Annotated in this window: 20 protein-coding genes; 11 read left to right on the plus strand and 9 right to left on the minus strand. The window is 71.8% G+C overall.

The features are described 5' to 3' along the window. Positions 1 to 48: 48 nt before the first annotated feature. Complete coding sequence (locus ABD329_RS31955) at positions 49 to 4,488, plus strand: HAMP domain-containing protein (protein ID WP_344317273.1); 4,440 nt, start codon at positions 49 to 51, stop codon at positions 4,486 to 4,488. Next, positions 4,485 to 4,976: a response regulator gene (locus tag ABD329_RS31960; RefSeq protein ID WP_198282366.1), complete on the plus strand. Its 492-nt coding sequence runs from the start codon at positions 4,485 to 4,487 to the stop codon at positions 4,974 to 4,976. Before ABD329_RS31955 ends, ABD329_RS31960 begins: the two co-directional genes overlap by 4 nt. 22 nt (positions 4,977 to 4,998) lie before the next feature. Here the strand turns inward: ABD329_RS31960 and ABD329_RS31965 are convergent, their stop codons facing one another. Further along, positions 4,999 to 5,715 carry a nucleopolyhedrovirus P10 family protein gene (locus tag ABD329_RS31965; RefSeq protein WP_344317275.1) on the minus strand — a complete coding sequence of 239 codons (717 nt, stop codon included), beginning with the start codon at positions 5,713 to 5,715 and terminating at the stop codon, positions 4,999 to 5,001. A 171-nt stretch (positions 5,716 to 5,886) separates the two neighbouring features. On the opposite strand from ABD329_RS31965, the gene ABD329_RS31970 reads away from it, so the two are divergent. The 5 genes from ABD329_RS31970 to amaP are packed head-to-tail and all read left to right on the plus strand — an operon-like array spanning position 5,887 to position 8,408. Continuing rightward, positions 5,887 to 6,411, plus strand: a complete 525-nt coding sequence (locus tag ABD329_RS31970) for an Asp23/Gls24 family envelope stress response protein (protein WP_198282287.1) — start codon at positions 5,887 to 5,889, stop codon at positions 6,409 to 6,411. 41 nt (positions 6,412 to 6,452) lie between these two features. Beyond that, complete coding sequence (locus ABD329_RS31975) at positions 6,453 to 6,644, plus strand: hypothetical protein (protein WP_020872298.1); 192 nt, start codon at positions 6,453 to 6,455, stop codon at positions 6,642 to 6,644. Between the two features lie 30 nt (positions 6,645 to 6,674). Next, positions 6,675 to 7,169, plus strand: coding sequence for an Asp23/Gls24 family envelope stress response protein (locus tag ABD329_RS31980; RefSeq protein WP_198282288.1), 495 nt, complete (start codon positions 6,675 to 6,677; stop codon positions 7,167 to 7,169). Continuing rightward, entirely contained in the window at positions 7,166 to 7,846 is a 681-nt protein-coding gene (locus tag ABD329_RS31985) for a DUF6286 domain-containing protein (protein ID WP_344317277.1), read from the plus strand. Before ABD329_RS31980 ends, ABD329_RS31985 begins: the two co-directional genes overlap by 4 nt. Positions 7,847 to 7,853: 7 nt before the next feature. Then, the gene (gene amaP / locus ABD329_RS31990; protein ID WP_198282450.1) at positions 7,854 to 8,408 is read left to right on the plus strand and encodes an alkaline shock response membrane anchor protein AmaP; all 555 of its coding nucleotides are present in this window, start codon (positions 7,854 to 7,856) and stop codon (positions 8,406 to 8,408) included. A 1,094-nt stretch (positions 8,409 to 9,502) separates the two neighbouring features. Here the strand turns inward: amaP and ABD329_RS31995 are convergent. The 6 genes from ABD329_RS31995 to ABD329_RS32020 all read right to left on the minus strand — a co-directional run bounded on the left by ABD329_RS31995 (position 9,503) and on the right by ABD329_RS32020 (position 15,565). Then, positions 9,503 to 10,258: an SDR family oxidoreductase gene (locus tag ABD329_RS31995; RefSeq protein ID WP_344317278.1), complete on the minus strand. Its 756-nt coding sequence runs from the start codon at positions 10,256 to 10,258 to the stop codon at positions 9,503 to 9,505. Between the two features lie 4 nt (positions 10,259 to 10,262). Continuing rightward, positions 10,263 to 12,044: a glycoside hydrolase family 15 protein gene (locus ABD329_RS32000; protein ID WP_198277428.1), complete on the minus strand. Its 1,782-nt coding sequence runs from the start codon at positions 12,042 to 12,044 to the stop codon at positions 10,263 to 10,265. 224 nt (positions 12,045 to 12,268) lie between these two features. Beyond that, a complete protein-coding gene (locus tag ABD329_RS32005) occupies positions 12,269 to 13,078 on the minus strand; it encodes an SURF1 family cytochrome oxidase biogenesis protein (RefSeq protein ID WP_198277427.1) in 810 nt (269 codons plus the stop codon). A 77-nt stretch (positions 13,079 to 13,155) separates the two neighbouring features. After that, positions 13,156 to 13,389, minus strand: a complete 234-nt coding sequence (locus ABD329_RS32010) for a hypothetical protein (RefSeq protein ID WP_037949523.1) — start codon at positions 13,387 to 13,389, stop codon at positions 13,156 to 13,158. A gap of 63 nt (positions 13,390 to 13,452) precedes the next feature. Next, positions 13,453 to 14,439 (minus strand): DEDDh family exonuclease, encoded by a 987-nt coding sequence (locus ABD329_RS32015; protein ID WP_198277426.1) that lies wholly within the window; start codon positions 14,437 to 14,439, stop codon positions 13,453 to 13,455. Between the two features lie 205 nt (positions 14,440 to 14,644). Then, positions 14,645 to 15,565, minus strand: coding sequence for a hypothetical protein (locus ABD329_RS32020; RefSeq protein ID WP_309142730.1), 921 nt, complete (start codon positions 15,563 to 15,565; stop codon positions 14,645 to 14,647). Between the two features lie 120 nt (positions 15,566 to 15,685). Here ABD329_RS32020 and ABD329_RS32025 point away from each other — a divergent pair, with 120 nt between their 5' ends. After that, positions 15,686 to 16,669: a sterol desaturase family protein gene (locus ABD329_RS32025; RefSeq protein ID WP_198277425.1), complete on the plus strand. Its 984-nt coding sequence runs from the start codon at positions 15,686 to 15,688 to the stop codon at positions 16,667 to 16,669. Then, entirely contained in the window at positions 16,666 to 17,334 is a 669-nt protein-coding gene (locus ABD329_RS32030) for a lysoplasmalogenase (protein WP_198277424.1), read from the plus strand. The genes ABD329_RS32025 and ABD329_RS32030 overlap by 4 nt, the downstream gene beginning before the upstream one ends. On the opposite strand, the gene ABD329_RS32035 is transcribed toward ABD329_RS32030, so the two are convergent. Together ABD329_RS32035 and ABD329_RS32040 are read right to left on the minus strand one after the other, a co-directional pair. Next, positions 17,324 to 17,845, minus strand: a complete 522-nt coding sequence (locus ABD329_RS32035) for a hypothetical protein (RefSeq protein ID WP_198277423.1) — start codon at positions 17,843 to 17,845, stop codon at positions 17,324 to 17,326. The genes ABD329_RS32030 and ABD329_RS32035 overlap by 11 nt on opposite strands. 90 nt (positions 17,846 to 17,935) lie before the next feature. Next, positions 17,936 to 19,468, minus strand: coding sequence for a S8 family peptidase (locus ABD329_RS32040; RefSeq protein ID WP_246618483.1), 1,533 nt, complete (start codon positions 19,466 to 19,468; stop codon positions 17,936 to 17,938). Between the two features lie 660 nt (positions 19,469 to 20,128). Between ABD329_RS32040 and ABD329_RS32045 the strand changes: the two genes are divergently transcribed. Then, the gene (locus ABD329_RS32045; protein WP_198277422.1) at positions 20,129 to 20,485 is read left to right on the plus strand and encodes a DUF485 domain-containing protein; all 357 of its coding nucleotides are present in this window, start codon (positions 20,129 to 20,131) and stop codon (positions 20,483 to 20,485) included. Then, on the plus strand, positions 20,482 to 22,101 hold the full coding sequence (locus ABD329_RS32050; RefSeq protein WP_198277421.1) for a solute symporter family protein: 1,620 nt from the start codon (positions 20,482 to 20,484) through the stop codon (positions 22,099 to 22,101). The genes ABD329_RS32045 and ABD329_RS32050 overlap by 4 nt, the downstream gene beginning before the upstream one ends. Positions 22,102 to 22,156: the final 55 nt, after the last annotated feature.

Consider the following 22,156-nt stretch of genomic DNA (forward strand, 5'->3'; position numbering starts at 1 on the left):
ATATTATGACAGACAGGGGGATATGAATGATCTTTAAGGGACGACGCCATGGCTCTCGACCCGATCACCACCGACACTTCCCCGGCCCCGACCGTGGAATGTCCGGAGAACGCTCGGCCGCCCGGCCCGGCGCGCGGTGAGGAGACCGCGTCCACGGCCGAGCTGCGATCCCTGCTGGCGGCGATGAACGCCTTGTGTGACGGTGATTTCTCCGTCCGTGCCGACACCTCGCTCGAGGGCCTGGTCGGCGAGATGGCCGGGGTCTTCAACCAGCTCGCGGTGCGCAACGCGCATCTGTCCGGCGAGTTGCACCGGGTGCGCCGCGAGGTGGTGCGCCAGGGCAGGCTGGACGAACGGATCACCGCGAGCCCCGGCCAGGGGGCCTGGGCCACCAATGTGGACGCGGCCAATCAGCTGGTGGACGCCCTGGTCGGCCCGGTGTCCAACGCCACGCGGGTGCTCGACGCGATCGCGTCCGGCGATCTGACCCAGCGGGTGGATCTGCACGACGGCAACCGCCAGCTCCGCGGCGATCTGCGGCGGCTGGGGCGCGGGGTGAACCGCACGGTGGACCAGCTGTCGCTGTTCACCGGCGAGCTGACCCGGATCGCCCGCGAGGTCGGCACCGAGGGACGGCTGGGCGGCCGCGCCAAGGTGCAGGGGCTCTCCGGCGACTGGCGCATGGTGACGGAGGCCGTCAACACCATGGCCTCCCGGCTCACCGCGCAGGTCCGTGACATCGCCGAGGTGACCACCGCGGTCGCCCGCGGTGACCTCACCCGCCAGGTGACGGTCGAGGCCACCGGCGAGCTGCTGGAGCTCAAGCTGACCGTGAACACCATGGTCGACCAGCTGGGCGCGTTCGCCGACGAGGTGACGCGGGTGGCCCGCGAGGTGGGCACCGAGGGCGAGCTGGGCGGCCGGGCCCAGGTGCGCGGCGTCTCCGGGGTCTGGAAGGACCTCACGGACAGCGTCAACTTCATGGCGTCCAACCTGACCTCCCAGGTCCGCAACATCGCCCAGGTGACCACGGCGGTCGCCACCGGTGATCTCTCGCAGAAGATCACCGTGGATGCGAGGGGCGAGATCCTCCAGCTCAAGTCGACGATCAACACCATGGTCGACCAGCTGTCCGCCTTCGCCGACGAGGTGACGCGGGTGGCCCGCGAGGTGGGCACCGAGGGCAGGCTGGGCGGCCGGGCCCAGGTCCGCGGCGTCTCCGGGGTCTGGAAGGACCTGACGCAGAACGTCAACTTCATGGCGGACAACCTGACCTCCCAGGTCCGCAACATCGCCCAGGTCGCCACCGCCGTGGCGGAGGGCGATCTGAGCAAGACGATCACGGTGGAGGCCAAGGGCGAGATCCTCGAGCTGAAGTCGACGATCAACACCATGGTGGACCGGCTGTCGTCCTTCGCCGACGAGGTGACGCGGGTGGCCCGCGAGGTGGGCACCGAGGGCAACCTGGGCGGTCAGGCCCAGGTGCGCGGCGTCTCCGGGGTCTGGCGGGACCTCACCGAGAACGTCAACTTCATGGCCCTGAACCTGACCTCCCAGGTCCGCAACATCGCCCAGGTCACCACGGCGGTCGCCAACGGCGATCTGTCGAAGAAGATCACGGTCGATGCCCGGGGCGAGATCCTGGAGCTCAAGGACACCGTGAACACCATGGTCCAGCAGCTGCGCTCGTTCGCCGACGAGGTGACGCGGGTGGCCCGCGAGGTGGGCACCGAGGGTCAGCTGGGCGGCCGGGCCGGAGTGCCGGGCGTGTCCGGGGTCTGGAAGGACCTCACGGACAACGTGAACTTCATGGCGTCCAACCTGACGTCCCAGGTCCGCAACATCGCCCAGGTGGCCACCGCCGTGGCGAAGGGCGATCTGAGCAAGAAGATCGACGTCGACGCGCGCGGCGAGATCCTCGAGCTGAAGACCACCATCAACACCATGGTCGACACGCTCTCCTCGTTCTCCGACGAGGTGACCCGGGTGGCGCGCGAGGTCGGCAGCGAGGGCCGGCTGGGCGGCCAGGCCCGGGTCGAGGGCGTCTTCGGCACCTGGAAGCGGCTGACCACCGGCGTGAACGAGCTGGCCCTCAATCTGACCACCCAGGTGCGCGCGATCGCCGAGGTCGCGTCCGCCGTCGCCCAGGGCGATATGTCCGGGTCCATCTCGGTCGAGGCGCAGGGCGAGGTCGCCGAGCTGAAGAACAACGTCAATCTGATGGTCGCCAACCTCCGCGAGACCACCCGCGCGAAGGACTGGCTGGAGTCCAACCTGGCCCGTATCGCCTCGCTGATGCAGGGCCACCGCGATCTGGTCGAGGTCGCCGATCTGATCCTGAGCGAGCTGACCCCGCTGGTCAACGCGCAGTTCGGGGCGTTCTTCCTCACCGCGGCCGGCGCCAGGCCCGGTGAGGGGCTCGAGCTCATCGCCGGATACGGCACCGATCAGGACGCGGTCGGTGGCGACGGCCAGACGCCGCGGCCCGGCCCCAGGGGTCGCGGGCTGGTCGCCCAGGCGGCGGTGGAGAAGAAGCGGATCCTCATCACCGACGTCCCGCCCGACTACATCACCATCGACTCCGGGCTGGGCTCCGCGCTCCCGGCCAGCGTGGTGATCCTGCCGATCCTCTACGAGGACCAGGTGCTCGGAGTGATCGAGCTGGCCTCGTTCAGCCGGTTCAGCGAGGTCCACCTGGCCTTCATCGACCAGTTCGTCAACACCATCGGCGTCTCGATCAACACCATCATCGCCAACGCCCGCACCGAGTCGCTGCTCTCCGAGTCCCAGCGGCTCACCACCGAGCTGCGCCAGCGCTCGAACGAGCTCCAGCGCTCCAACGCGGAGCTGGAGGAGAAGGCCGCACTGCTGGCGACCGCATCCCAGTACAAGTCCGAGTTCCTGGCCAACATGTCGCATGAGCTGCGCACCCCGCTGAACTCGCTGCTCATCCTGGCCCGGCTGCTCGCCGACAACCCCGAGGACCGGCTGTCCCCCCAGGAGGTGCAGTTCGCCGCCACCATCCACCGCTCCGGCTCCGATCTGCTCCAGCTGATCAACGACATCCTGGATCTGTCGAAGATCGAGGCCGGCCGGATGGACGTCCGTCCGAAGAAGCTGCCGCTGGTCAAGATCCTCGACTATGTGAACGCCACCTTCCGGCCGCTCGCCGCCGACCGGGGCCTGTCGTTCGAGATCGCGGTCGGCGAGGACGTACCGCGCGAGATGTTCTCCGACGAGCAGCGGCTCCAGCAGATCCTGCGCAATCTGCTCTCCAACGCCCTGAAGTTCACCTCCTCGGGCGGGGTGACGCTGCGCGTCGAGCGCACCCCGGGAGCGCAGTTCGAGGAGGAGACGCTGCGGGCCGCGGACGCGGTCATCGCGTTCTCCGTCACCGACACCGGTATCGGCATCCCGCCGGAGAAGCTGCCGGTGATCTTCGAGGCGTTCCAGCAGTCCGACGGCACCACCAGCCGGAAGTACGGCGGGACGGGCCTCGGCCTGTCCATCAGCCGGGAGATCGCCGGAATGCTGGGCGGCCGGATCGTGGCCGAGAGCGAACTGGGCGTCGGCTCCCGCTTCACCCTCTACGTCCCCGCGCACTACAGCGGCGTCGCCCCGGCCCCCGACCCCTCGGACCCCAGGGCCACCGGCTCCTCCGTCCCGGCGGCCGCCCCCGCCTCGGACGAGACGCTGCCGGACACCGCCGACCACGCCCCGAGCGGGGTCTTCGGCGAGGCGGACAGCCTGGTCGCCAGCCGGCTCGCCGTCCGGGCCCCGGGCGGCGGGGCGGAGGCCGGGGCCGGGAGCGAGCGGGAGGCCGAGGGCGAGGGCGAGGACCACGACGACGGCTGGCCGGGGACCACCCAGCTCAAGGAGTGGCAGCGCGGACGCCCCGGCCAGGTGCTGAACGGCCGCCGCATCCTGATCGTCGACGACGACATCCGGAACGTCTTCGCGCTCACGCACGTGCTGGGCCGGGTCGGCATGACGGTGAAGTACGCGGAGAACGGCCGCGAGGGGCTCGAGGTGCTGCACCGCAACCCGGACGTCTCGCTGGTCCTGATGGACGTGATGATGCCGGAGATGGACGGGTACGAGACGATCCGGGCCATCCGGAGCACACCGCGGCTCGCCGAGGTGCCGATCCTCGCCCTCACCGCGAAGGTCATGCCCGGCGACCGGGAGAAGGCCATCGACAGCGGCGCCAATGGCTATGTCCCCAAGCCCGTGGACGTCGACCGGCTGATGTCGGCGATCCTCGATCTGCTCGATCCGGACGGTGAGGTGGGGGAGCCGGACGAGCCCGGGAGCGGTGACGCCACGTCCGGCGGGTCCGACGGGTCCGCCGGCTCTGACGGGTCCGCCGGCTCTGACGGGTCCGGCGGGTCCGACGGTGACACCGCCGTATCCGCTGAGGGCGGGTCCGGAGAGGGCGCCGCGCCTGCCGAGACCGGTCCGCCGAGGCCGAGGCAGGGGGAGAGATGACTACGAGCGTGTCCGAGAAGGCCGGAATCCTCATCGTCGACGACATGGAGGAGAACCTGATCGCGCTGGAGGCCGTCCTCGGCCCGCTCGATCAGCAGCTCGTCCGCGCCCGCTCCGGCGAGGAGGCACTGAAGGCGATGCTGCGGCAGGACTTCGCCGTCGTACTGCTCGATGTGCTGATGCCGGGCATGGACGGCTTCGAGACCGCCGCCAACATCAAGCGGCTCGACCAGACCAAGGACGTCCCGATCATCCTGCTGACCGGGACCGACGCCGACTCCGACTACGCCTACCGGGGCTATGCGATCGGCGCCGCCGACTTCCTCACCAAGCCCTTCGACCCGTGGCTGCTGCGGACGAAGGTCAATGTGTTCCTGGAGATGCATCGCAAGAACCGCCAGCTCGAGGCGCGGACCGAGCAACTGGCCGACCGGGTCGAGGAGCTGGAGCGCACGGTCGAGGGGCTGCGGAAGTACGCCGAGAAGTGAACGGTCGGGGCTGGGCTCCCGGTCAGGGCTCCACGGCCGCGACGAGGACGGCCACCGTGGGCGGCTGGTCCCCCGGGGGCGGGGCGGCTTCCGCCACCGCCACTCGTACCGCCCTCGCCACGTCCACGGCACGGTGACCCGCCGCCACGGCCAGCTCGATCCGGATGTGCGCCCCCTCGATCCGCACGGCCCGGGGCGAGCCCAGCACCGGTGCGAGCCGCGCGACGCCGGGCACGGAGGTGGCGGCACGGGCGACGGCAGCGGTGGCGGGGTCGGGGCCGGGGCCGGTGGCGGGGCTGTCGATCCGGTGGGGGCGCGGGGTCTCCGGGGGCCGGGCCGGGAGCTCGTCCAGCACCTCCGTCACCCGTATGTCCACCGCCTCCACCAGCAGACCGAGCCGGTCCGTCGCCGCGTCGAGCAGTACCTCGCGCAGCCGGTCCGCCGTCACCGGAAGCGGTTCCTCCAGCGTCGCCCCGCACTCCGCCGTGACGCGCAGGGGCCCCGGCGACAGGGCGCTCGGCGGGGGCGGCACCGCGGGCGTCCCCACGGAGTCGGGGTCGGCGGGTCCGATCCGCAGCGCGCCCAGACGCGCGCCGGGGACCGCGGCGGCGGCCCGCCCGAGCACATCGCCCGCCGCGCGTTCGGTGATCCAGGAACCGTCCTCCCGCGCGCCCAGGGGCAGCAGCCGACCGAGCCGCAATTGCTCCCTTACGGTCTGCGCGAGCCGGTCCGCGACCACCGCGTCACCCCTTACCGCCGTACGGACGTGAGCCCTACCGCTCTCAGCCTGCCGCATCGATCGCGCGAGTGCCGCATCTCCGAAGCGGTTCGGGGAATGCCCCTTTAAGGTGGCAATAGAGCGAGTGGAAATCGCTTCCCCCGCTCTTCGCCTCGGAAGGGACGATCGGTGATGTCCGAGACCGCACCACGGAACCGACCCGAGAACCCCGCAACGGAACCCGCCGCCGGTACGCCCAAGACGCTGGGCGCCGGGCCCGGCACCGCCTCGGTGGGCGCCGCCACCGATCGGCCCCGGCGGGGCGGGGGCGACCCGGCCCTGCGGGGGCGCACCACCATCGCCGACGGCGTCGTCGAGAAGATCGCGGGTATGGCGGCCCGCGATGTGGTCGGCGTCCACGCGATGGGCGGCGGCCTCGCGCGTACCTTCGGGGTCGTACGGGACCGGGTGCCCGGCGGCCGTTCGGTCACCCGTGGGGTGAAGGCGGAGGTGGGGGAGGTACAGACGGCCCTCGACCTGGAGATCGTGGTGGACTACGGCGTCTCCATCGCCGATGTCGCACGGGCCGTACGGGAGAACGTGATCGCGGCGGTCGAGCGGATGACCGGCCTCGAGGTCGTCGAGGTCAATATCGCGGTCAGCGATGTGAAGTTGCCGGACGAGGAAGAGGAATCGCCGGAGCCGCGGCTCCAGTAGGCCGGCAGCGGTTCCGGTCGGCTCCAGCGAAGGAGCACACGATGAGCATGGCCGTGGTCGGGATGATCGCGGGAATGGCGCTGGCTTTCGCAGGTTACTTCGGTGGATTCGGGGCCTTTCTGCTGGTGGCGGCGTTGGGAGCCGTCGGGTTCATCGTCGGCCGGTTCCTGGACGGTGATCTGGAACCGGGCGACTTCTTCCGTTCCCGTGGCCGTGACGGACGGCCGCGGTGAACGCCATGACGACCGTAAGGACGTGCCGTGGTGGAGCCGGGTGAGCGGGGCGCGACGCGGATCGCGGACCGGGTCGTCGCGAAGATCGCCTCGCAGGCGGCGCGGGAGGCGTTGCGGGGCGGCGGCGCGGCGGATTCCGGTGTGGGCGGCGGTGCGGACGCGGGTGCGAATGCCCGTGCGCATGCCGGTGTGAACCCAGGTGTGAACCCCGGTGACAGCCCCGGTGCGAACCCTGGTGTGAACCCCGGTGAGGTCGCCCTCGCCGATGTCGTCGGCGCGGCGCGGCCGTACGCGGTCGCCGCGGTACGCGGGGGCGTCGCCCGCGTCCGGGTCGCCGTCGAGCTCGGCTATCCCTCGGACATCGGCGCGCACTGCGGTGCGGTGCGTCGTCAGGTGATCGAACGGGTAGGCGAGATGACGGGCATGGAGGTGCCCGAGGTCGCGGTGACGGTCGAACGGCTGCATGTGCCGCGGTGGGAGCGCCCGGAGCGCAGGGCGCGTCGGGGGAGGGACAGGGTGCGATGAACGCGGACCAGAAGATGCGTCAGTCCACCTCGGCGTCGGCGTACGGCGCGAGGGCGGGGACGGGCGCCGGTCCCGGTGCCGGGGACGGGGATCCGCCCGGGCGCGTCCGGCGGTTCTGGTCCGAGCGGCGGGTACCGGCGGGGATCGTCGCCCTGGCCATCGCCGCGGTCAGTGGGCTGCTGCTGTACGACGTGGCGGCGGTGCGCTCGGGGTGGCGCGCCATGCGGTGGCGGGACTGGCTCGCCGATGAACTCGCCGCTCGGCCCCTGGACAACGCCTGGATGGTGGCCGGGGCGGCGCTGCTGGCCGCGCTGGGGGTGTGGATGGTGGTCATGGCGATGGCGCCGGGGCTGCGAGGGCTGCTGCCGATGCGCGCGCCGGAGTCGGGGGCGGGGGTGGGGGCGGAAGCTGAGGCCGCCATTCGAGCGGGAATCGACCGAACGTCGGCGGGGCTGGTGCTGCGGGACCGGGCGATGGAGGTGCCCGGTGTCCGGTCGGCCCGTGTGGACGTCGGCCGGCGGCGGATCAGGGCCCGCGCGCTGGCCCACTTCCGCGATCTCGACGAGGTACGCGCGGATCTGGACGCCGCCCTCCACGAGGGCATCCGCCAACTGGGTCTGGCCCGGCCGCCCGCCCTCTCCGTCCGCGTACGGCGCTCGGCGAAGTCGAAGGGGTGAGCACGCCATGCTGAGTGTCGTCAACCGGGTGCTGCTGGGGCTCGTGGGTCTGGTGCTGGCCGCTGCGGGCGCGGTGATCCTGGCCGGGTGGCCGCCGTTCGACGGCCGCGACGATGTGCTGCTCAGCCGGGCGGACCGCACGCGGTGGCGGGACACCGGATGGTTCTGGCCGGCCGTCATCGCGGCGCTTGCGGTGCTGTTCGTGCTTTCGCTGTGCTGGTTCCTGGTCCAGCTCCGACGGCGCCGCCTCCAGGAAGTGCTCGTGGAGACGGGCGACGGCGAGGGCGCCCTGCTCCGGGGCCGCGCCCTGGAGGCCGCGTTGTTGTCGGACGCGGAGTCGCTGGACGGCGTGGAGCGCGCCCATGTGCTGCTGCGGGGCCGCCGGACGACACCGGAGGCCCGGATGGGCTTGGCCCTGGAGGCGCGGGCGGACCCGCTGGCGACTCTGGACGCGGTGCGGGCGGAGGCCCTGGAACGCGCCCGCACGTCGGCGGGCCTGGGAGCCCTCCCGGCGGAGGTGCGGCTGAGGGTGGCCCGGCATGGGGCGGAGCGGGCGCGATAACCCTGCGACCGGCCGATGCGCGCCGCGCGCGCCCGCCTTCGCAGGGCCTTCCCCACCCCGCCCCTCCCCGAAACCAGGGGGCTCCGTCCCTACGACCCCCGGGGCTCCGCCCCTACGACCCCCGGGGCTCCGCCCCTACGACCCCCGGGGCTCCGCCCCTACGACCCCCGGGGCTCCGCCCCTACGACCCCCGGGGCTCCGTCCCCACGACCCCCGGGGCTCCGCCCCCATGCCCCCCGGGGGCTCCGCCCCCACGACCCCCGGCTGGGGCTGCGGCCCCGCCTCCCGTTGGGGCTTCGTCCCACGAGCCCTGTTGGGGCGCCGCCCCCGGCCCCGCTCCTCAAACGCCGGAGGGGCTGGAGGGAGCCGGAGAGGCCGGAGACAGCCGGAGGGGCCGGGCAGGGGACCGGCCGGGCCTGACTCAGCGCGGTTCGGTGCCCGCCTGACGGGTCGGTCGGGGGCACCGGCGGGGCGGGTGTCGGGCTGGGGGCGGGCTTGGCCGGAAAGCCAGCCTCTCCGGCGTTTGAGGAGCGGGGTCCGGGGCGGAGCCCCGGTGGGGGTCTAGGGGGCGGAGCCCCATGGTTTCGGGAAGGGGCGGGGTGGGGGAATCCCCGCCAGAGGCGCCCACGGCCCGCGCTCGGCGTCCGGCCGCACCATGCCCGGGTCTTCGGCCTGGTGGCCGTATCGTGCCCCGGCCGGCCGTGGGCGGGAGTGCCGTGGCTGTACCGTGCCCAGGCTTTGGGCGGGAGCCCCGTGGCCGCACCATGCCCAGGCCGTGGGCGGAGCCTCGTGGCTGTACCGTGCCCGGGCCGTGGGCGGGAGTCCCGTGGCCGTGTCGTGCCCAGGCTTGGGTGGGAGCTTCGTGGCTGTACCGTGCCCAGGCCGTGGGTGGAGCCTCGTGGCCGCACCGTGCCCAGGCTTTGGGCGGAGCCTCGTGGCCGTGTCGTGCCCAGGCCTTGGGCGGGAGCTCCGTGGCCGCACCGTGCCCGGGCCTTGGGCGGAGCCTCGTAGCCGCACCGTGCCCAGGCCGTGGGCGGAGCCTCGTGGCCGCACCGTGCCCAGGCCCAGGCCCCGTAGGCCCACCCCCAAGCCCCTCAGATGTTGTGGAGCGCCCCGCCGTCCACCGGAAGCATCACCCCGGTCAGATACGACGCCGCAGGCGAGAGCAGGAACGCCGCGGCCTTCCCGAATTCCTCGGGCGTCCCATACCGCCGCAGCGCGATCGCCGCCGCGTTCCGCTCCCGCGCGGCATCCGCGTCGCCGGAGAGGGAATCGAGCTCGCGCACGCGGTCGGTGTCGATGCGGGCCGGGAGGAGGCCCACGACGCGGATGCCGCGGGGGCCGACCTCGAGGGAGAGGGACTTGGCGAAGCCCGCGAGGCCGGGGCGCAGGCCGTTGGAGACGGTGAGGCCGGGGATCGGCTCGCGGACGGAGCCGGAGAGGACGAAGCCGATCACGCCCCCGGAGGGGAGCTGCTCCGCGGCGGTGCGGGCGAGGCGGACGGCGCCGAGGAAGACGGAGTCGAAGGCGGCCTGCCACTGGGCGTCGGTGATGTCGGCGGTCAGCCCGGCCGGCGGGCCGCCGACACTGATGAGGACGCCGTCGAAGCCGCCGAACCGCTCCCGGGCGGTGGCGATGAGGCGGGCCGCCGCCTCGGGGTCGGCGTTGTCGGCGGCGACCCCGACCGCGTTCGGCCCGAGGTCGGCGGCGACGGCGGCCGCCGTATCGGCGTCGCGGCCGGTGATGACGGTCTTCGCACCGTCGGCGATCAGCTCACGGGCGGTCGCGAGCCCCAGCCCGCGGGTGGCCCCGGTGACGATGTACACCCGGTCTTTGAGTCCAAGATCCATGGGGTCAGTCTGCCCTGGGCCGTTCCGCGAGGGTGAGGGCGGTCCCCACCAGTCCGATGTGGCTGAACGCCTGCGGGAAGTTGCCGAGCTGCCGACCGGTGGCCGGGTCGTACTCCTCGGCGAGCAGCCCGACGTCGTTGCGGAGCGCGAGGAGGCGTTCGAAGAGGGCTCGGGCTTCCTTGTGGCGGCCGGCCAGCTGGAGGGCGTCGGCGAGCCAGAAGGAGCAGGCGAGGAAGGCGCCCTCGGAGCCGGGGAGGCCGTCCACGCCGCCGTCGGTGGTGTAGCGGCGGATCAGGCCGTCCTCGCTGAGTTCGCGGCGGATCGCGTCGATGGTGCCGAGGACACGGGGGTCGGTGGCGGGGAGGAAGCCCACGCGCGGGATGAGCAGGGTCGCGGCGTCCAGCTCGGCCGAGCCGTAGGACTGGGTGAAGGTGGACCGCTCGGGGTCGTAGCCCTTCTCGCAGACCTCGCGGTGGACGGCGTCGCGCATCGCGCGCCAGCGGTTCGCGTCCCCGCCCAGCCGCGGGTCGGCCTCCATCGCGCGGACGGCGCGGTCGGCGGCCACCCACGCCATGACCTTGGAGTGGACGAAGTGGCGGCGGGGCCCGCGGACCTCCCACAGCCCCTCGTCGGGGTCGCGCCAGGCCGACTCCAGGAAGTCCATCAGCGCGGTCTGGATCTTCCAGGCGTGCGGTTCGGCGGGCAGCCCGGAGGCGCGGGCGAGGTGGAGGGTGTCGAGCACCTCGCCGTAGATGTCGAGCTGGCGCTGGTCGACCGCGTCGTTGCCGACCCGGACCGGGGTCGAGCGCTCGTACCCCTCCAGCCAGCTCAGCTCCTGCTCATGGACCCGGCGCTCGCCCGCCAGGCCGTACATGATCTGCAACTCGGCCGGGTCGCCGGCGATCGCCCGCAGCAGCCAGTCGCGCCAGGCGACGGCCTCGTCGTGGTAGCCGGCGCGGAGCAGGGCGTTCAGGGTGAGCGTGGAGTCGCGCAGCCAGCAGTAGCGGTAGTCCCAGTTGCGGACCCCGCCCAGCCGCTCGGGCAGCGAGGTGGTGGGGGCCGCGACGATCCCGCCGCTCGGGGCGTAGGTGAGCGCCTTGAGGGTGATCAGGGAGCGCATGACGGCATCCCGGTACGGGCCCTCGTAGCGGCAGCGGGCGGCCCAGCCGCGCCAGTCCTCCAGGCTGGCGTGGAGGGAGCGGTACGGGTCGATGAGCCGTGGGCGGGGCTCGTGGGAGGGGTGCCAGGTGAGCACGAAGGCCACCTGGTCCCCGGCCGAGACGGTGAACTCGGAGCGGGTGCTGAAGTCCTCGCCGTAGGTGCGTACCTCGGGCTCCGAGCGCAGCCATACGGAGTCCGGCCCGGCGATCGCGATCCGGTGGCCGTCGGTGCGGCGCACCCAGGGGACGACCCGCCCGTAGTCGAAGCGGAGCCGCAGGACACCGAGCATCTCGACGCTGCCGGAGACGCCCTCGACGATGCGCACGACGTCGGGGGCTCGGTCGCGCTGCGGCATGAAGTCGATGACCTTGACCGTGCCCGTCTCCGTCTCCCAGACCGACTCCAGGACGAGGGAGTCGTCGCGGTAGCCGCGGCTGGTGCAGGCGCCCGCGCCCTTGGGGGCGAGCCGCCAGTGGCCGTTGTCGCGGTCGCCGAGGAGCGCGGCGAAGCAGGCGGGGGAGTCGAAGCGGGGCAGGCACAGCCAGTCGATCGAGCCATGGCGGCTGATCAGTGCCGCCGTCTGGTGGTCACCGATGAGGGCGTAGTCGTCGATGTGCTGGGCCATGTCGGGCGCTTTCCCGGGGAAGCGGGATTCTAGGCCCCTGCCCGGTCAGGATCCGCTGGGCCGCTCCCCGCTACCAGAAGCGGATCGGCGGAAGTCGGCCGCGGTTCGGACGCGCCCGAAGGGGTGCGGGGCTGTATAGATACGCGGCTCCGCCGCGGGGCGCGACCAGCCACGACGGCGTCGCGGACGAGCGACGGCATGGTGGGGCACGTCCTGCGGACCGCTTAGTCCGCGGCGGCCGCGGCGGGGACCTTCTCCGACGTCGCCGCCGCCTTCGCGGCCTCGGCGGCGCGGTCCCGGCGCTCGCGGCGGGCCAGCACGAACCAGCCGATGGGCACACCGGCGGAGAACAGCCACCACTGGACCGCGTACGCCATATGCGGGCCGATGTCGCTGTGGTTGGGCGCGGCGACCGGCTGGGGCTGCTTGCCGCCCTTGGGGGAGGACGAGGTGAGCTCGATGTAGCCGCCGAGGACGGGCCGGGACAGCGCCTTCGCCTGCTGTTCGCTGTTGATCAGCGAGACCTGGCGGGGCGGCAGCCCCTGCTTGTCCTTGATGCCGCTGTTGCCGGTGGTCTCGTCGGCCTTCAGCCGGCCGGTGACGGTGACCTTGCCGGAGGGCGCGGCGGGGACCTTGGGGAACTTGGTGAGGTCCGTGCCCGCCGGGATCCAGCCCCGGTTGACCAGCACCGCGCGGTCGTCCGGGAGCAGCAGCGGGGTGAGGACGAAGTAGCCGATGGACTGCTCGTCGGAGCCGGTGCGCTGGCGCACGACGACCTCATGGGCGGTGTCATAGGTGCCGGTGGCGGTCACCGTGCGCCAGGTGTCGTCGCGGGGGACCGTACGGCCGGGGGCGGTGAACTTCTCGACGGCGACGGCCGGGGCGTCGAGGTTGTCCCCGATCAGCTGGTTCTGCGCGACCCGGTGCTCATGGCGGTGCAGCTGCCAGAAACCCAGCCTGATCATCGTCGGGATCAGGGCCAGGGCCACGAGTGTGAGGATCACCCACTGCCGGGTCAACAGGAAGCGGTACACATCCTTGACCCTACTCGGCGTGGATTGTCCCTCGGCCGCTGGGGGCGCCCCGGGACAATCCACGCAGGTGGCCGGGTTCACACATGGTCGACGATGCCCACCTTCCCCTCCGCCCGAGCGCAGTGCGCACAGCAGTAGAACTGGCCGTCGGCCTCCACGCCCTGCCCGATGATCTGGGCCCGGCAGTGCTCGCAAATGGGCGCCATGCGGTGGATGGCGCACTGGAAGCAGTCGAAGACGTGCACATTGCCCTGTGCGTGCACTTCGAATGTCATCCGGTAGTCGTTTCCGCAGACCTCACAACGTGCCATGCGCCTCAGCGTGCGGGGCCGCGCGGTGGCGAGCGAGCGGCGGGCGGGCGCGTCGCGCCGACTTCACCTGTTTGTCGGCGGCGCGGGGGTGACGTCCTGGAGGAGCTGCATGAAGGCCGCCTCGTCGATGACCGGCGTGCCGAAGGAGCGGGCCTTGGTGGTCTTGGACGTGGGCGACTCGGGGTCGTTGGTGACCAGCACGCTGGTGAGCCGGGAGACGCTGGTGGCCACGTGCAGCCCGGCCTCGACGGCCCGGTCCTCCAGCAGCTCGCGGTCCACGGAGGTGTCACCGGAGAACGCCACCCGCATCCCCTGGACCAGCTGCCCGCCCGGCTCGTAGCGCCCGGGGTTGGGGTACGGGCAGGCGGGGCGCTTGCGGCTGGGGCGCCAGGTCTGCCGATACGAACGCTGACGGCCGATGGCCGGTCCCTCGGACCACTCCGTGAGCGGCTGGCAGGCGAGCAGGGGCAGCCGCAGCCCGGCCTCGGCGGCCCGGTGGAGGCTGGGCCGGAAGGTCTCGGCGAGCACCCGCGCGTCGTCCAGTGCGTGGTGGGCGCGCCGCTGGACCACTCCGTAGTGCGCGGCGAGGGTCTCCAGCTTGTGGTTGGGCAGCGGCAGGCCCAGCTCCTTGGAGAGGGCGATGGTGCACAGCCGCTGCCGCACGGGCGCGGCGCCGCGGGTGCGGGCGTACTCGCGGGCGAGCATCGACCAGTCGAAGGCGGCGTTGTGCGCGACCAGGACGCGGTCGGCCAGGCGCTCGGAGAGCTCCGCGGCGATCTCGGGGAAGCGCGGGGCGTCCGCCAGCATCTCCTCCGTCAGGCCGTGGATCCACACCGGGCCGGGATCGCGCTGCGGATTGACCAGCGTGTACCAGTGGTCCTGCACCGCGCCCCGGGCGTCGAGCTGATAGACCGCCGCGGAGACGATCCGGTCGTCGCGGGCGAGGCCGGTGGTCTCCACGTCGACGACCGCGTACCCCTGCGGATAGGTGGCCGGCCAGGCGGACGGCGGGGCGAGGTGCGGGGCGGCTGCCGTGGGGTCTTCGAGCATGGTCAATGAGGATACGGGCCGTCACCGACAACCCCGACCGGCGGGCCGGTCGGGACGTACGCCGCCCCGGGGTTGACGGGGCGTCGGGCCGGGCGGCGGATCGGAGCGCGTACATCGCGGGCCGGAACCTGTACGCGGCGGGCCGGAACCTGTACGTGACGGGTCAGGACCTGTACGCGGCGGGTAGGAGCCGGTACGTGGCGGGTCAGAGCTTGGGCAGGGCCAGTTGCAGGTCGACGTCGCTGATGAGGAGGCGGCCGGCGCGCTTGTCGCCCGGGCGGTCGGGCACCGTCACCTTCACTCCGGGCGAATCCCCGGTGAGAACCGTCACCTTGGCGCCGTCGAAGCGCGGGGCCCGCTGGCGGATGACGGACTTCAGGCGGTCGGCGGCCCGTTCGGCGGTCCTTTTGCCGTCGGTGAGGGCGCAGATGACCCCGGATGTCCGCTTCGCCGACTTCGCCAGCTGACCGGTGGCCGAGAGGCGCACCGGTTCCTTGGGGTTCTTCCCGCCGAAGTCGACGCGGTAGACATCGCCCAGACAGTCGCCCAGCGCCCGGTAGTCCGGGTCGTCCGCCACGGACTTGCCCTTGGCCGGGCGCACCGCCGACAGATCCTTACCGGCGTAGCCGAAGGAGATCTCGTCCTTGGCGACCTGGAGGGTGATCCCGTCCTTCGCCCAGACGGTCTCGCCGTGCCAGGTGCGCCGGGCGAAGCCGCCCGCCTTGAGCTTGGCGGTGACGCGGTCCGCGTCGAAGGAGCCCTGCCAGTGTCCGGCGTATCCATTGGTCACATCGGTGTCGATCATGGCTGGATCGAGGCCATAGGCGTGGGCGTTGAAGCGGTAGCCCGTCATCAGCGGACTGCCCGCCTGGCCGACGGCGCGGAACCGCTGGGAATCGCCCTTCTCGCCCGTCTCGCCCTTCTCCAGAGATCGCACCCGGGCGGCGTCGAGATAGGAGACCTGGGCCCCCGTCGCGCCCGCGACCGAGATGTGCCCCACCGCGTCCATCAGGGCTGAGGGTGAGTCATCGCCGCCCGATCCGGAGGAACACCCCGTGGTGAGCGCCGACAGCAGGCAGGCGAAGGCTATGCCACCGATCCGGAACCGTTCTCTGGCTCTGCGCACAGGCGGGGAGCTTAATCGGCCATGCGGCCGGAGGCGAGACCTGTTGTTGACGCCGCATCTACCATACTTGTTGGTAACTACCCCTAGCGGCGGCCTTACGGGCGGTTCTATGTTGCGGACATGCCGCACCTGCCCAATGCCGTGATGTGGTCGATACCGGCCTTTGTGCTGCTCGCCGTCGTGGAGATGGTGAGCTACCGCTTCCACCCCGATGACGACGCCGAGGGCTATGCGGCGAAGGACGCCGCGACCAGTGTCGGCATGGGGCTCGGCAGTCTGGTCTTCGATCTGCTGTGGAAGATCCCGATTGTGGCGATCTACGCCGCCGTCTACGAACTCACCCCGCTGCGCGTCCCGGTGGTGTGGTGGACGCTGCCGCTGATGCTGCTCGCCCAGGATTTCTTCTACTACTGGTCGCACCGCGGGCACCACGTCATCCGCATCCTGTGGGCGTGCCATGTGGTGCACCACTCCAGCCGCAAGTTCAACCTCACCACCGCCCTGCGGCAGCCGTGGACCACCTGGACCGTCTGGCCGTTCTACGTGCCGATGATCGCGCTCGGGGTGCATCCGGCGGCGGTGGCCTTCTGCTCGTCGGTGAACCTCGTCTACCAGTTCTGGATCCACACCGAGCGGATCGGCACCCTGCCGCGCCCCGTCGAGTTCGTCTTCAACACCCCCTCCCACCACCGCGTCCACCACGCCTCCCAAGGCGGCTACCTGGACCGCAACTTCGGGGGCATCCTCATCGTCTGGGACCGGCTCTTCGGATCCTTCGTCCCCGAGACCGAGCGGCCCGTCTACGGCCTGACGAAGAACATCGACACCTACAACCCGCTGCGCGTGGCCACGCACGAGTACGTGGCCATCGCCCGTGACATCGCGGCGGCGCGGGACTGGCGCGAGCGGGCGGGCCGGGTCTTCCGGGGGCCGGGCTGGCAACCCGCGCGGGCCCCGGAGGCGGGTCTCCCGGAGGCCGGTACGCGGGAGGTCGGTTCCCCGGAAACCAGCCCTGAGACCGGTCCGGAGACCGGTCCGGGGGCCGGTCCGGAGGCCGGTCCGGAGGCCGGGCGGCCGGAGCCGGTCGGCGAGAGCGCGCGGTGACGGCCGCCGCCGGGCGCGCGACGACGGTCCTGCGGGCCCTCTTCGCGCTGCTGACCGGCGTTCACCTGGGCGCGCTGCTGGTGGACGCCACCACCGTCGTCCACCTCACCAAGCCCGCCCTGATGCCCGTGCTCGCCGTATGGGCCCTGGCACGCGGCGGGCCGTGGCCGCTCCCGGCCGCGCTGCTGTGCGGCTGCGGGGGCGATGTGCTGCTCCAGATCGGCGGCGAGACCGCGTTCCTGGCCGGAATGGGGTGCTTCGCGGCCGGGCACCTCTGCTATCTGACGCTGTTCGCCCGCGCCGGGCGGCGCCGTACGGCGCCCTGGGCGGCCGCCGGGTACGGGGCCGCGTGGCTGGGCACGGTGGCGCTGCTGTGGCCCGGCCTCGCGGCGCATCTGCGGCTTCCCCTCGCGGGCTACAGCCTGCTGCTGACGGTCATGGCGCTCGCCGCGCTCGGGGCGGGTCCGTGGACCGGGCTCGGCGGGGCGCTGTTCATGCTCTCCGACACCCTGATCGCGGCCGGGCTCGCCGACTGGCCCCGGCCGCCGGTGCCCCAGTTCTGGACCATGGCCACCTATACAGCCGCCCAGTGGCTGCTGATGGCGGGGGCGACGCGCGAGGGAGCCCCGCGCCCCGCGCCGGAACGGGCGCTCGTCAGCCCGTGACCGGCAGCCGCCTGAGCCTGACCACCCGCAGCGGGTCCGAGTGGCGGTCATGGCTCAGCTCCCAACCCCGGGCGCGCGCCGCCTCGACCACATAGCCCGCGCCCACCCCGCGGTACTCGCGCACGGGGATGTCGTGCGGGCCCGGCGGCGGGGCCTTCCTCGCCTTCTGGGCGGCCAGTTCCTTGGCGGTCCAGCCCGCGACGCGCTTGTCGACCCGGGCCCGGTAGAAGGCCGCGTCGCCCTCGTGCCGCAGCTCCGGGAGCGTCACGCACCAGGCGGGCCAGATCTTCACGCTGTCCCCGAACTTGTCGATCAACCCGAGGAACCCCTTCTCGAACCCGGGGATCACCGTAAGGATCTCGGCCACGATTCCGAAGGCGATGAAGCCGAGGAAGATCACCACGATCAGCGCCCACCACAGCGGCAGCAGCAGTACGGTCAGCACGAACCGGATCAGCAGCGAGAAGGCCGGCCGCGGCGGCAGCGGTCCCCAGGGGGCGTCGTGGTGCACGGGACGGGGTCCTCTCGCGGCTTCATGGGAACACGTACGGGCCGCCGGGCGGCTGCTCCGCCCCGGCGGCCCGTGCATTGTGTCAGCCGGTCACTTCTCGACGGCGTCCAGGGCGTCCGCGAGCCCGGCGCCGTAGAAGCCGTTGTACCGCTTGCCGCCCTCGCACACCGCGTCGACCGTGCCGTCGCCGTCGATGTCGTACGGCGTCGGGCAGGCCAGGTCATCGGCCTCGGCCTTGAGTAGCGCCTTCACCTGCCCCGCGGAGGCGTGCGGATGGGTGCTCTTGATGAGCGCCGCGACACCGGCCACATGCGGCGAGGCCATCGACGTGCCCGCCATGTAGCCGTACTGCCCGCCCGGCAGCGTGTTGTAGATCAGGCCGCTGGTGGCCGGGGGCTCCGGCTTCTGGTAGGCGGTGCTGTCGCCGCCGGGGGCCGCGATGTCGATGATCCCCAGACCGTAGTTGGAGAACGAGGACTTGAGCGCCTTGGCGCCGGTCGAGGCGACCGTGACGACGCCCGGCAGCTGGGTCGGGATGTCCAGGCAGACGCTCGGGTCCACCTCCCGGTCACCGGGGGTGGTGTCGTTGGGGCTGGAGGGGTCGGTGATCTTGTCCGAGGTCAGGTCGTAGTTCTCGTTGCCCGCCGCGGCCACATTGACCACGCCCCGGCGCTCGGCGTACGAGGAGGCCCGGCGCACCGCCTCGACCAGGGCCTTCTGGTCCGGGTCGGTGGTGCAGTTGAAGTACCACGGGTCGGTGTAATAGCTGTTGTTGGTGACGTCCACGCCGTGCTCGGCGGCCCAGACGAAGCCGCAGACGACCGCCTCGGTGTAGAAGAACCCGGCCGTCGTGGACACCTTGATCCCGGAGACCTTGACGCCCGGGGCCACACCGGTGACGCCGATGCCGTTCTTCGCGGCGGCGATCTCGCCGGCCACATGCGTGCCGTGCGGGGACTCCTCGGCGCTCGGCCGCCAGGCGCCGTCAGCGGTGTCCGGCTTGCCCGTCACACAGTTGACGGACGCCTTACGGTCGAAGTTCGGCGCCAGATCGGGGTGGGTGTCGTCCACACCGGTGTCGATGACCCCGACGGTGACCTTACGGCTGCCCAGGCTCTTCTCGTGCGCCTTGTCCGCCTTGATCGCCGGCAGATCCCACTGCAACGGCTCCAGCGGGTCCTGCCCGGCCTTCGCCTTGGCCGCCACCGCCTGCCGCTGCTTCTCGCTCAGCAGCTTCGGCGTGTCGATGTCGTCGGTGGACTGGGCGGGCAGCGGGGCGGTGCGGGTGTTCCCGGCGGAGGTGACGCCGCGCACCTTACGGACGGTCTTGGCGAAGTCCGGGTTGGCGGAGTGGACGACGATGACGCCGATCCGGTCGTAGGACACGACGACCGTGCCGCCGGCCTGGGCGATGGCCTTGCGGATCCGGGACGGGTCCTGCCCCGGGCGGGTGTTGACGACATAGCTCAGGGACGGGCCGTCGGCCGCGGCCGCCGCGGCGGCGTGGCCGTCCCGGCCGAGCGCGGTGGCGGTGGTGGGCAGGAAGGCCAGCGCGGTGGTGAGCGCCATGGCGGCGGGTATCGCGGCGGTGCGCAGCGGCAGGGAGGTGCGGCGCGGCGTCATGGGTACTCCGGTTCTCTCGACGGTTCTCTCGAGATGGGTCTCGAGGTGGATGAGGAGGCTCTGGGCGGGCGGACCGGGCTGGATCGCCAGCGTTCCGGACCGGGGGCGCGGACGCGCGCTCAGCGCGCCACTCGGGGGACGTGGAGCCCCCGGGCGCGGGCGGCGGTCCGGCGGGCCGCGTCAACGGCGGCGGTTCGGCCGGGGTCATCCGCACAAGCGAATGTGCGCGCCCTCGTGGCGCGGCTCCCGCGCGCCGCCTCGACGGCCCGGGACGCCGCGGAACCGGGGCAAGGACGGCGGGGAGTGGTGAACGGGTGGTGCGAAGCCGACGGGCCGTCAAAAACCCGCCGTCCGGGTCTTGGAGGAGCCGATCTCAGATGAGCCATGGGGTCTCCACTTCATCCTTGCGGGCCGCCCGAACGCCGTCCGCGGCTGGGCGGGTACATGACGAAGGAAGCTATCGCTGATCAAGGTCGGACATCAATGCATTCCGGAAGAAAACCCGCCACAGTACCCGGAGCCGATCCCTCCCCGGAATTCTTATCCGTCTTTCAATCAACCGGCCCCTGTCGTACGGGTCCGCGTCGCCCTACCATGCGTGATCTGGATCACTCTCGACGCCGTATTCATCCCCGTCGGACCCACTCACCAGGAGAGACCGTGGATACCGCACCGGCCAACGATCGCCCCGACGATCAGCGGCAACTTGACCGTTCTGCCTACGCCGAGGTGCAAGCGAGCGCGGAGTTCGGCGAACTGCGCGGTGCCCACCGCTCGTTCGCCTTCCCGCTCACCATCGCGTTCGTCAGCTGGTACCTGCTCTACGTCCTGCTGTCCAACTACGCGGGCGGGTTCATGGGCACCAAGGTCGTGGGCCACATCAATGTGGCCCTGGTGTTCGGGCTGGCCCAGTTCCTGACCACCTTCCTCATCGCCTGGTGGTACTCCCGGCACGCCGCCGCCAAGCTGGACCCCCGCGCCCAGGCCATCAAGTCCCGTCTGGAGGAGCGCGCATGAGCCTCCACGTGCTCGCGGCCGAGAGCGCCTCGGACAACCGGCCGCTGATCGTCACGCTCTTCGCGGTCTTCGTCGTGGCGACCCTGGCCATCACCGTCTGGGCCGGCCGGCAGACCAAGAACGCCACCGACTTCTACGCCGGCGGCCGCCAGTTCACCGGCTTCCAGAACGGCCTGGCCATCTCCGGCGACTACATGTCCGCCGCGTCCTTCCTCGGCATCGCCGGCGCCATCGCGCTCTCCGGCTACGACGGCTTCCTGTACTCGATCGGCTTCCTCGTCGCCTGGCTGGTGGCCCTGCTGCTGGTCGCCGAGCCGCTGCGCAACTCCGGCCGCTACACGATGGGCGACGTGCTCGCCTACCGGATGCGCCAGCGCCCGGTGCGCACCGCCGCGGGCGTCTCCACCATCGTGGTCTCGATCTTCTACCTGCTGGCGCAGATGGCGGGCGCGGGGGTGCTGGTCTCCCTGCTGCTGGGCATCACCAGCGAGGCCGGGAAGATCCTCATCGTCGTCCTCGTGGGCGTCGTGATGATGCTCTACGTCACCATCGGCGGTATGAAGGGCACCACCTGGGTGCAGATGGTCAAGGCCGTGCTGCTGATCGCGGGCACGCTGCTGATCACCTTCCTGGTGCTGCTGAAGTTCAACTTCAACATCTCCGAGCTGCTCGGCGAGGCCGCCAAGAACAGCGGCATCGGGGAGTCGTTCCTGGAGCCGGGGCTGAAGTACGGGGTCAACGCCACCACCAAGCTGGACTTCATCTCGCTCGGTATCGCCCTGGTCCTGGGCACCGCGGGCCTGCCGCACATCCTCATCCGGTTCTACACCGTGCCCACCGCCCGGGCCGCCCGTAACTCGGTCAACTGGGCCATCGGCATCATCGGCCTCTTCTACCTGATGACCATCGCGCTGGGCTTCGGCGCCGCCGCGCTGCTGGGGCACGACGACATCATCGCCTCCAACAAGTCGGGCAACACCGCCGCCCCCCTGCTCGCCGAGGAGATCGGCGGCGGACCGGACTCCACGGGCGGCGCCATCCTGCTCGCGGTGATCTCCGCGGTGGCGTTCGCGACGATCCTCGCCGTGGTCGCCGGACTCACCCTCGCCTCCTCGTCGTCCTTCGCCCACGACCTGTACGCCAACGTCATCCGCAAGGGCAAGGCGACCCAGGACGAGGAGATCTCGGCCGCGCGCTGGGCCACCCTCGGCATCGGCACCGTCGCCGTCGTCCTCGGGGTCTTCGCACGAGATCTCAACGTCGCCGGACTCGTGGCACTGGCCTTCGCGGTCGCCGCCTCCGCCAACCTGCCGACCATCCTGTACAGCCTCTTCTGGAAACGCTTCACCACCCAGGGCGCGCTGTGGTCCATCTACGGCGGACTGATCTCGTCGGTCTTCCTGGTGCTCTTCTCGCCCGTCGTCTCGGGCAAGGAGACCTCGATGTTCCCGGACGTGGACTTCCACTGGTTCCCGCTGGAGAACCCCGGACTGATCTCCATCCCGCTGGGCTTCCTGCTCGGCTGGCTGGGCACGATCGTCTCAAAGGAACAGCCCGACAAGGAGAAGTACGCCGAGCTGGAGGTGCGCTCGCTCACCGGGCACGGAGCCCACTGACCAGCCACTCCCACCCGCGCGGCCCCTCCATGTCACACCCGTCACGTACGCTGCG

Origin of the sequence: Streptomyces javensis (genome assembly GCF_039525925.1) — a bacterium.
Classification (GTDB): domain Bacteria; phylum Actinomycetota; class Actinomycetes; order Streptomycetales; family Streptomycetaceae; genus Streptomyces; species Streptomyces asiaticus.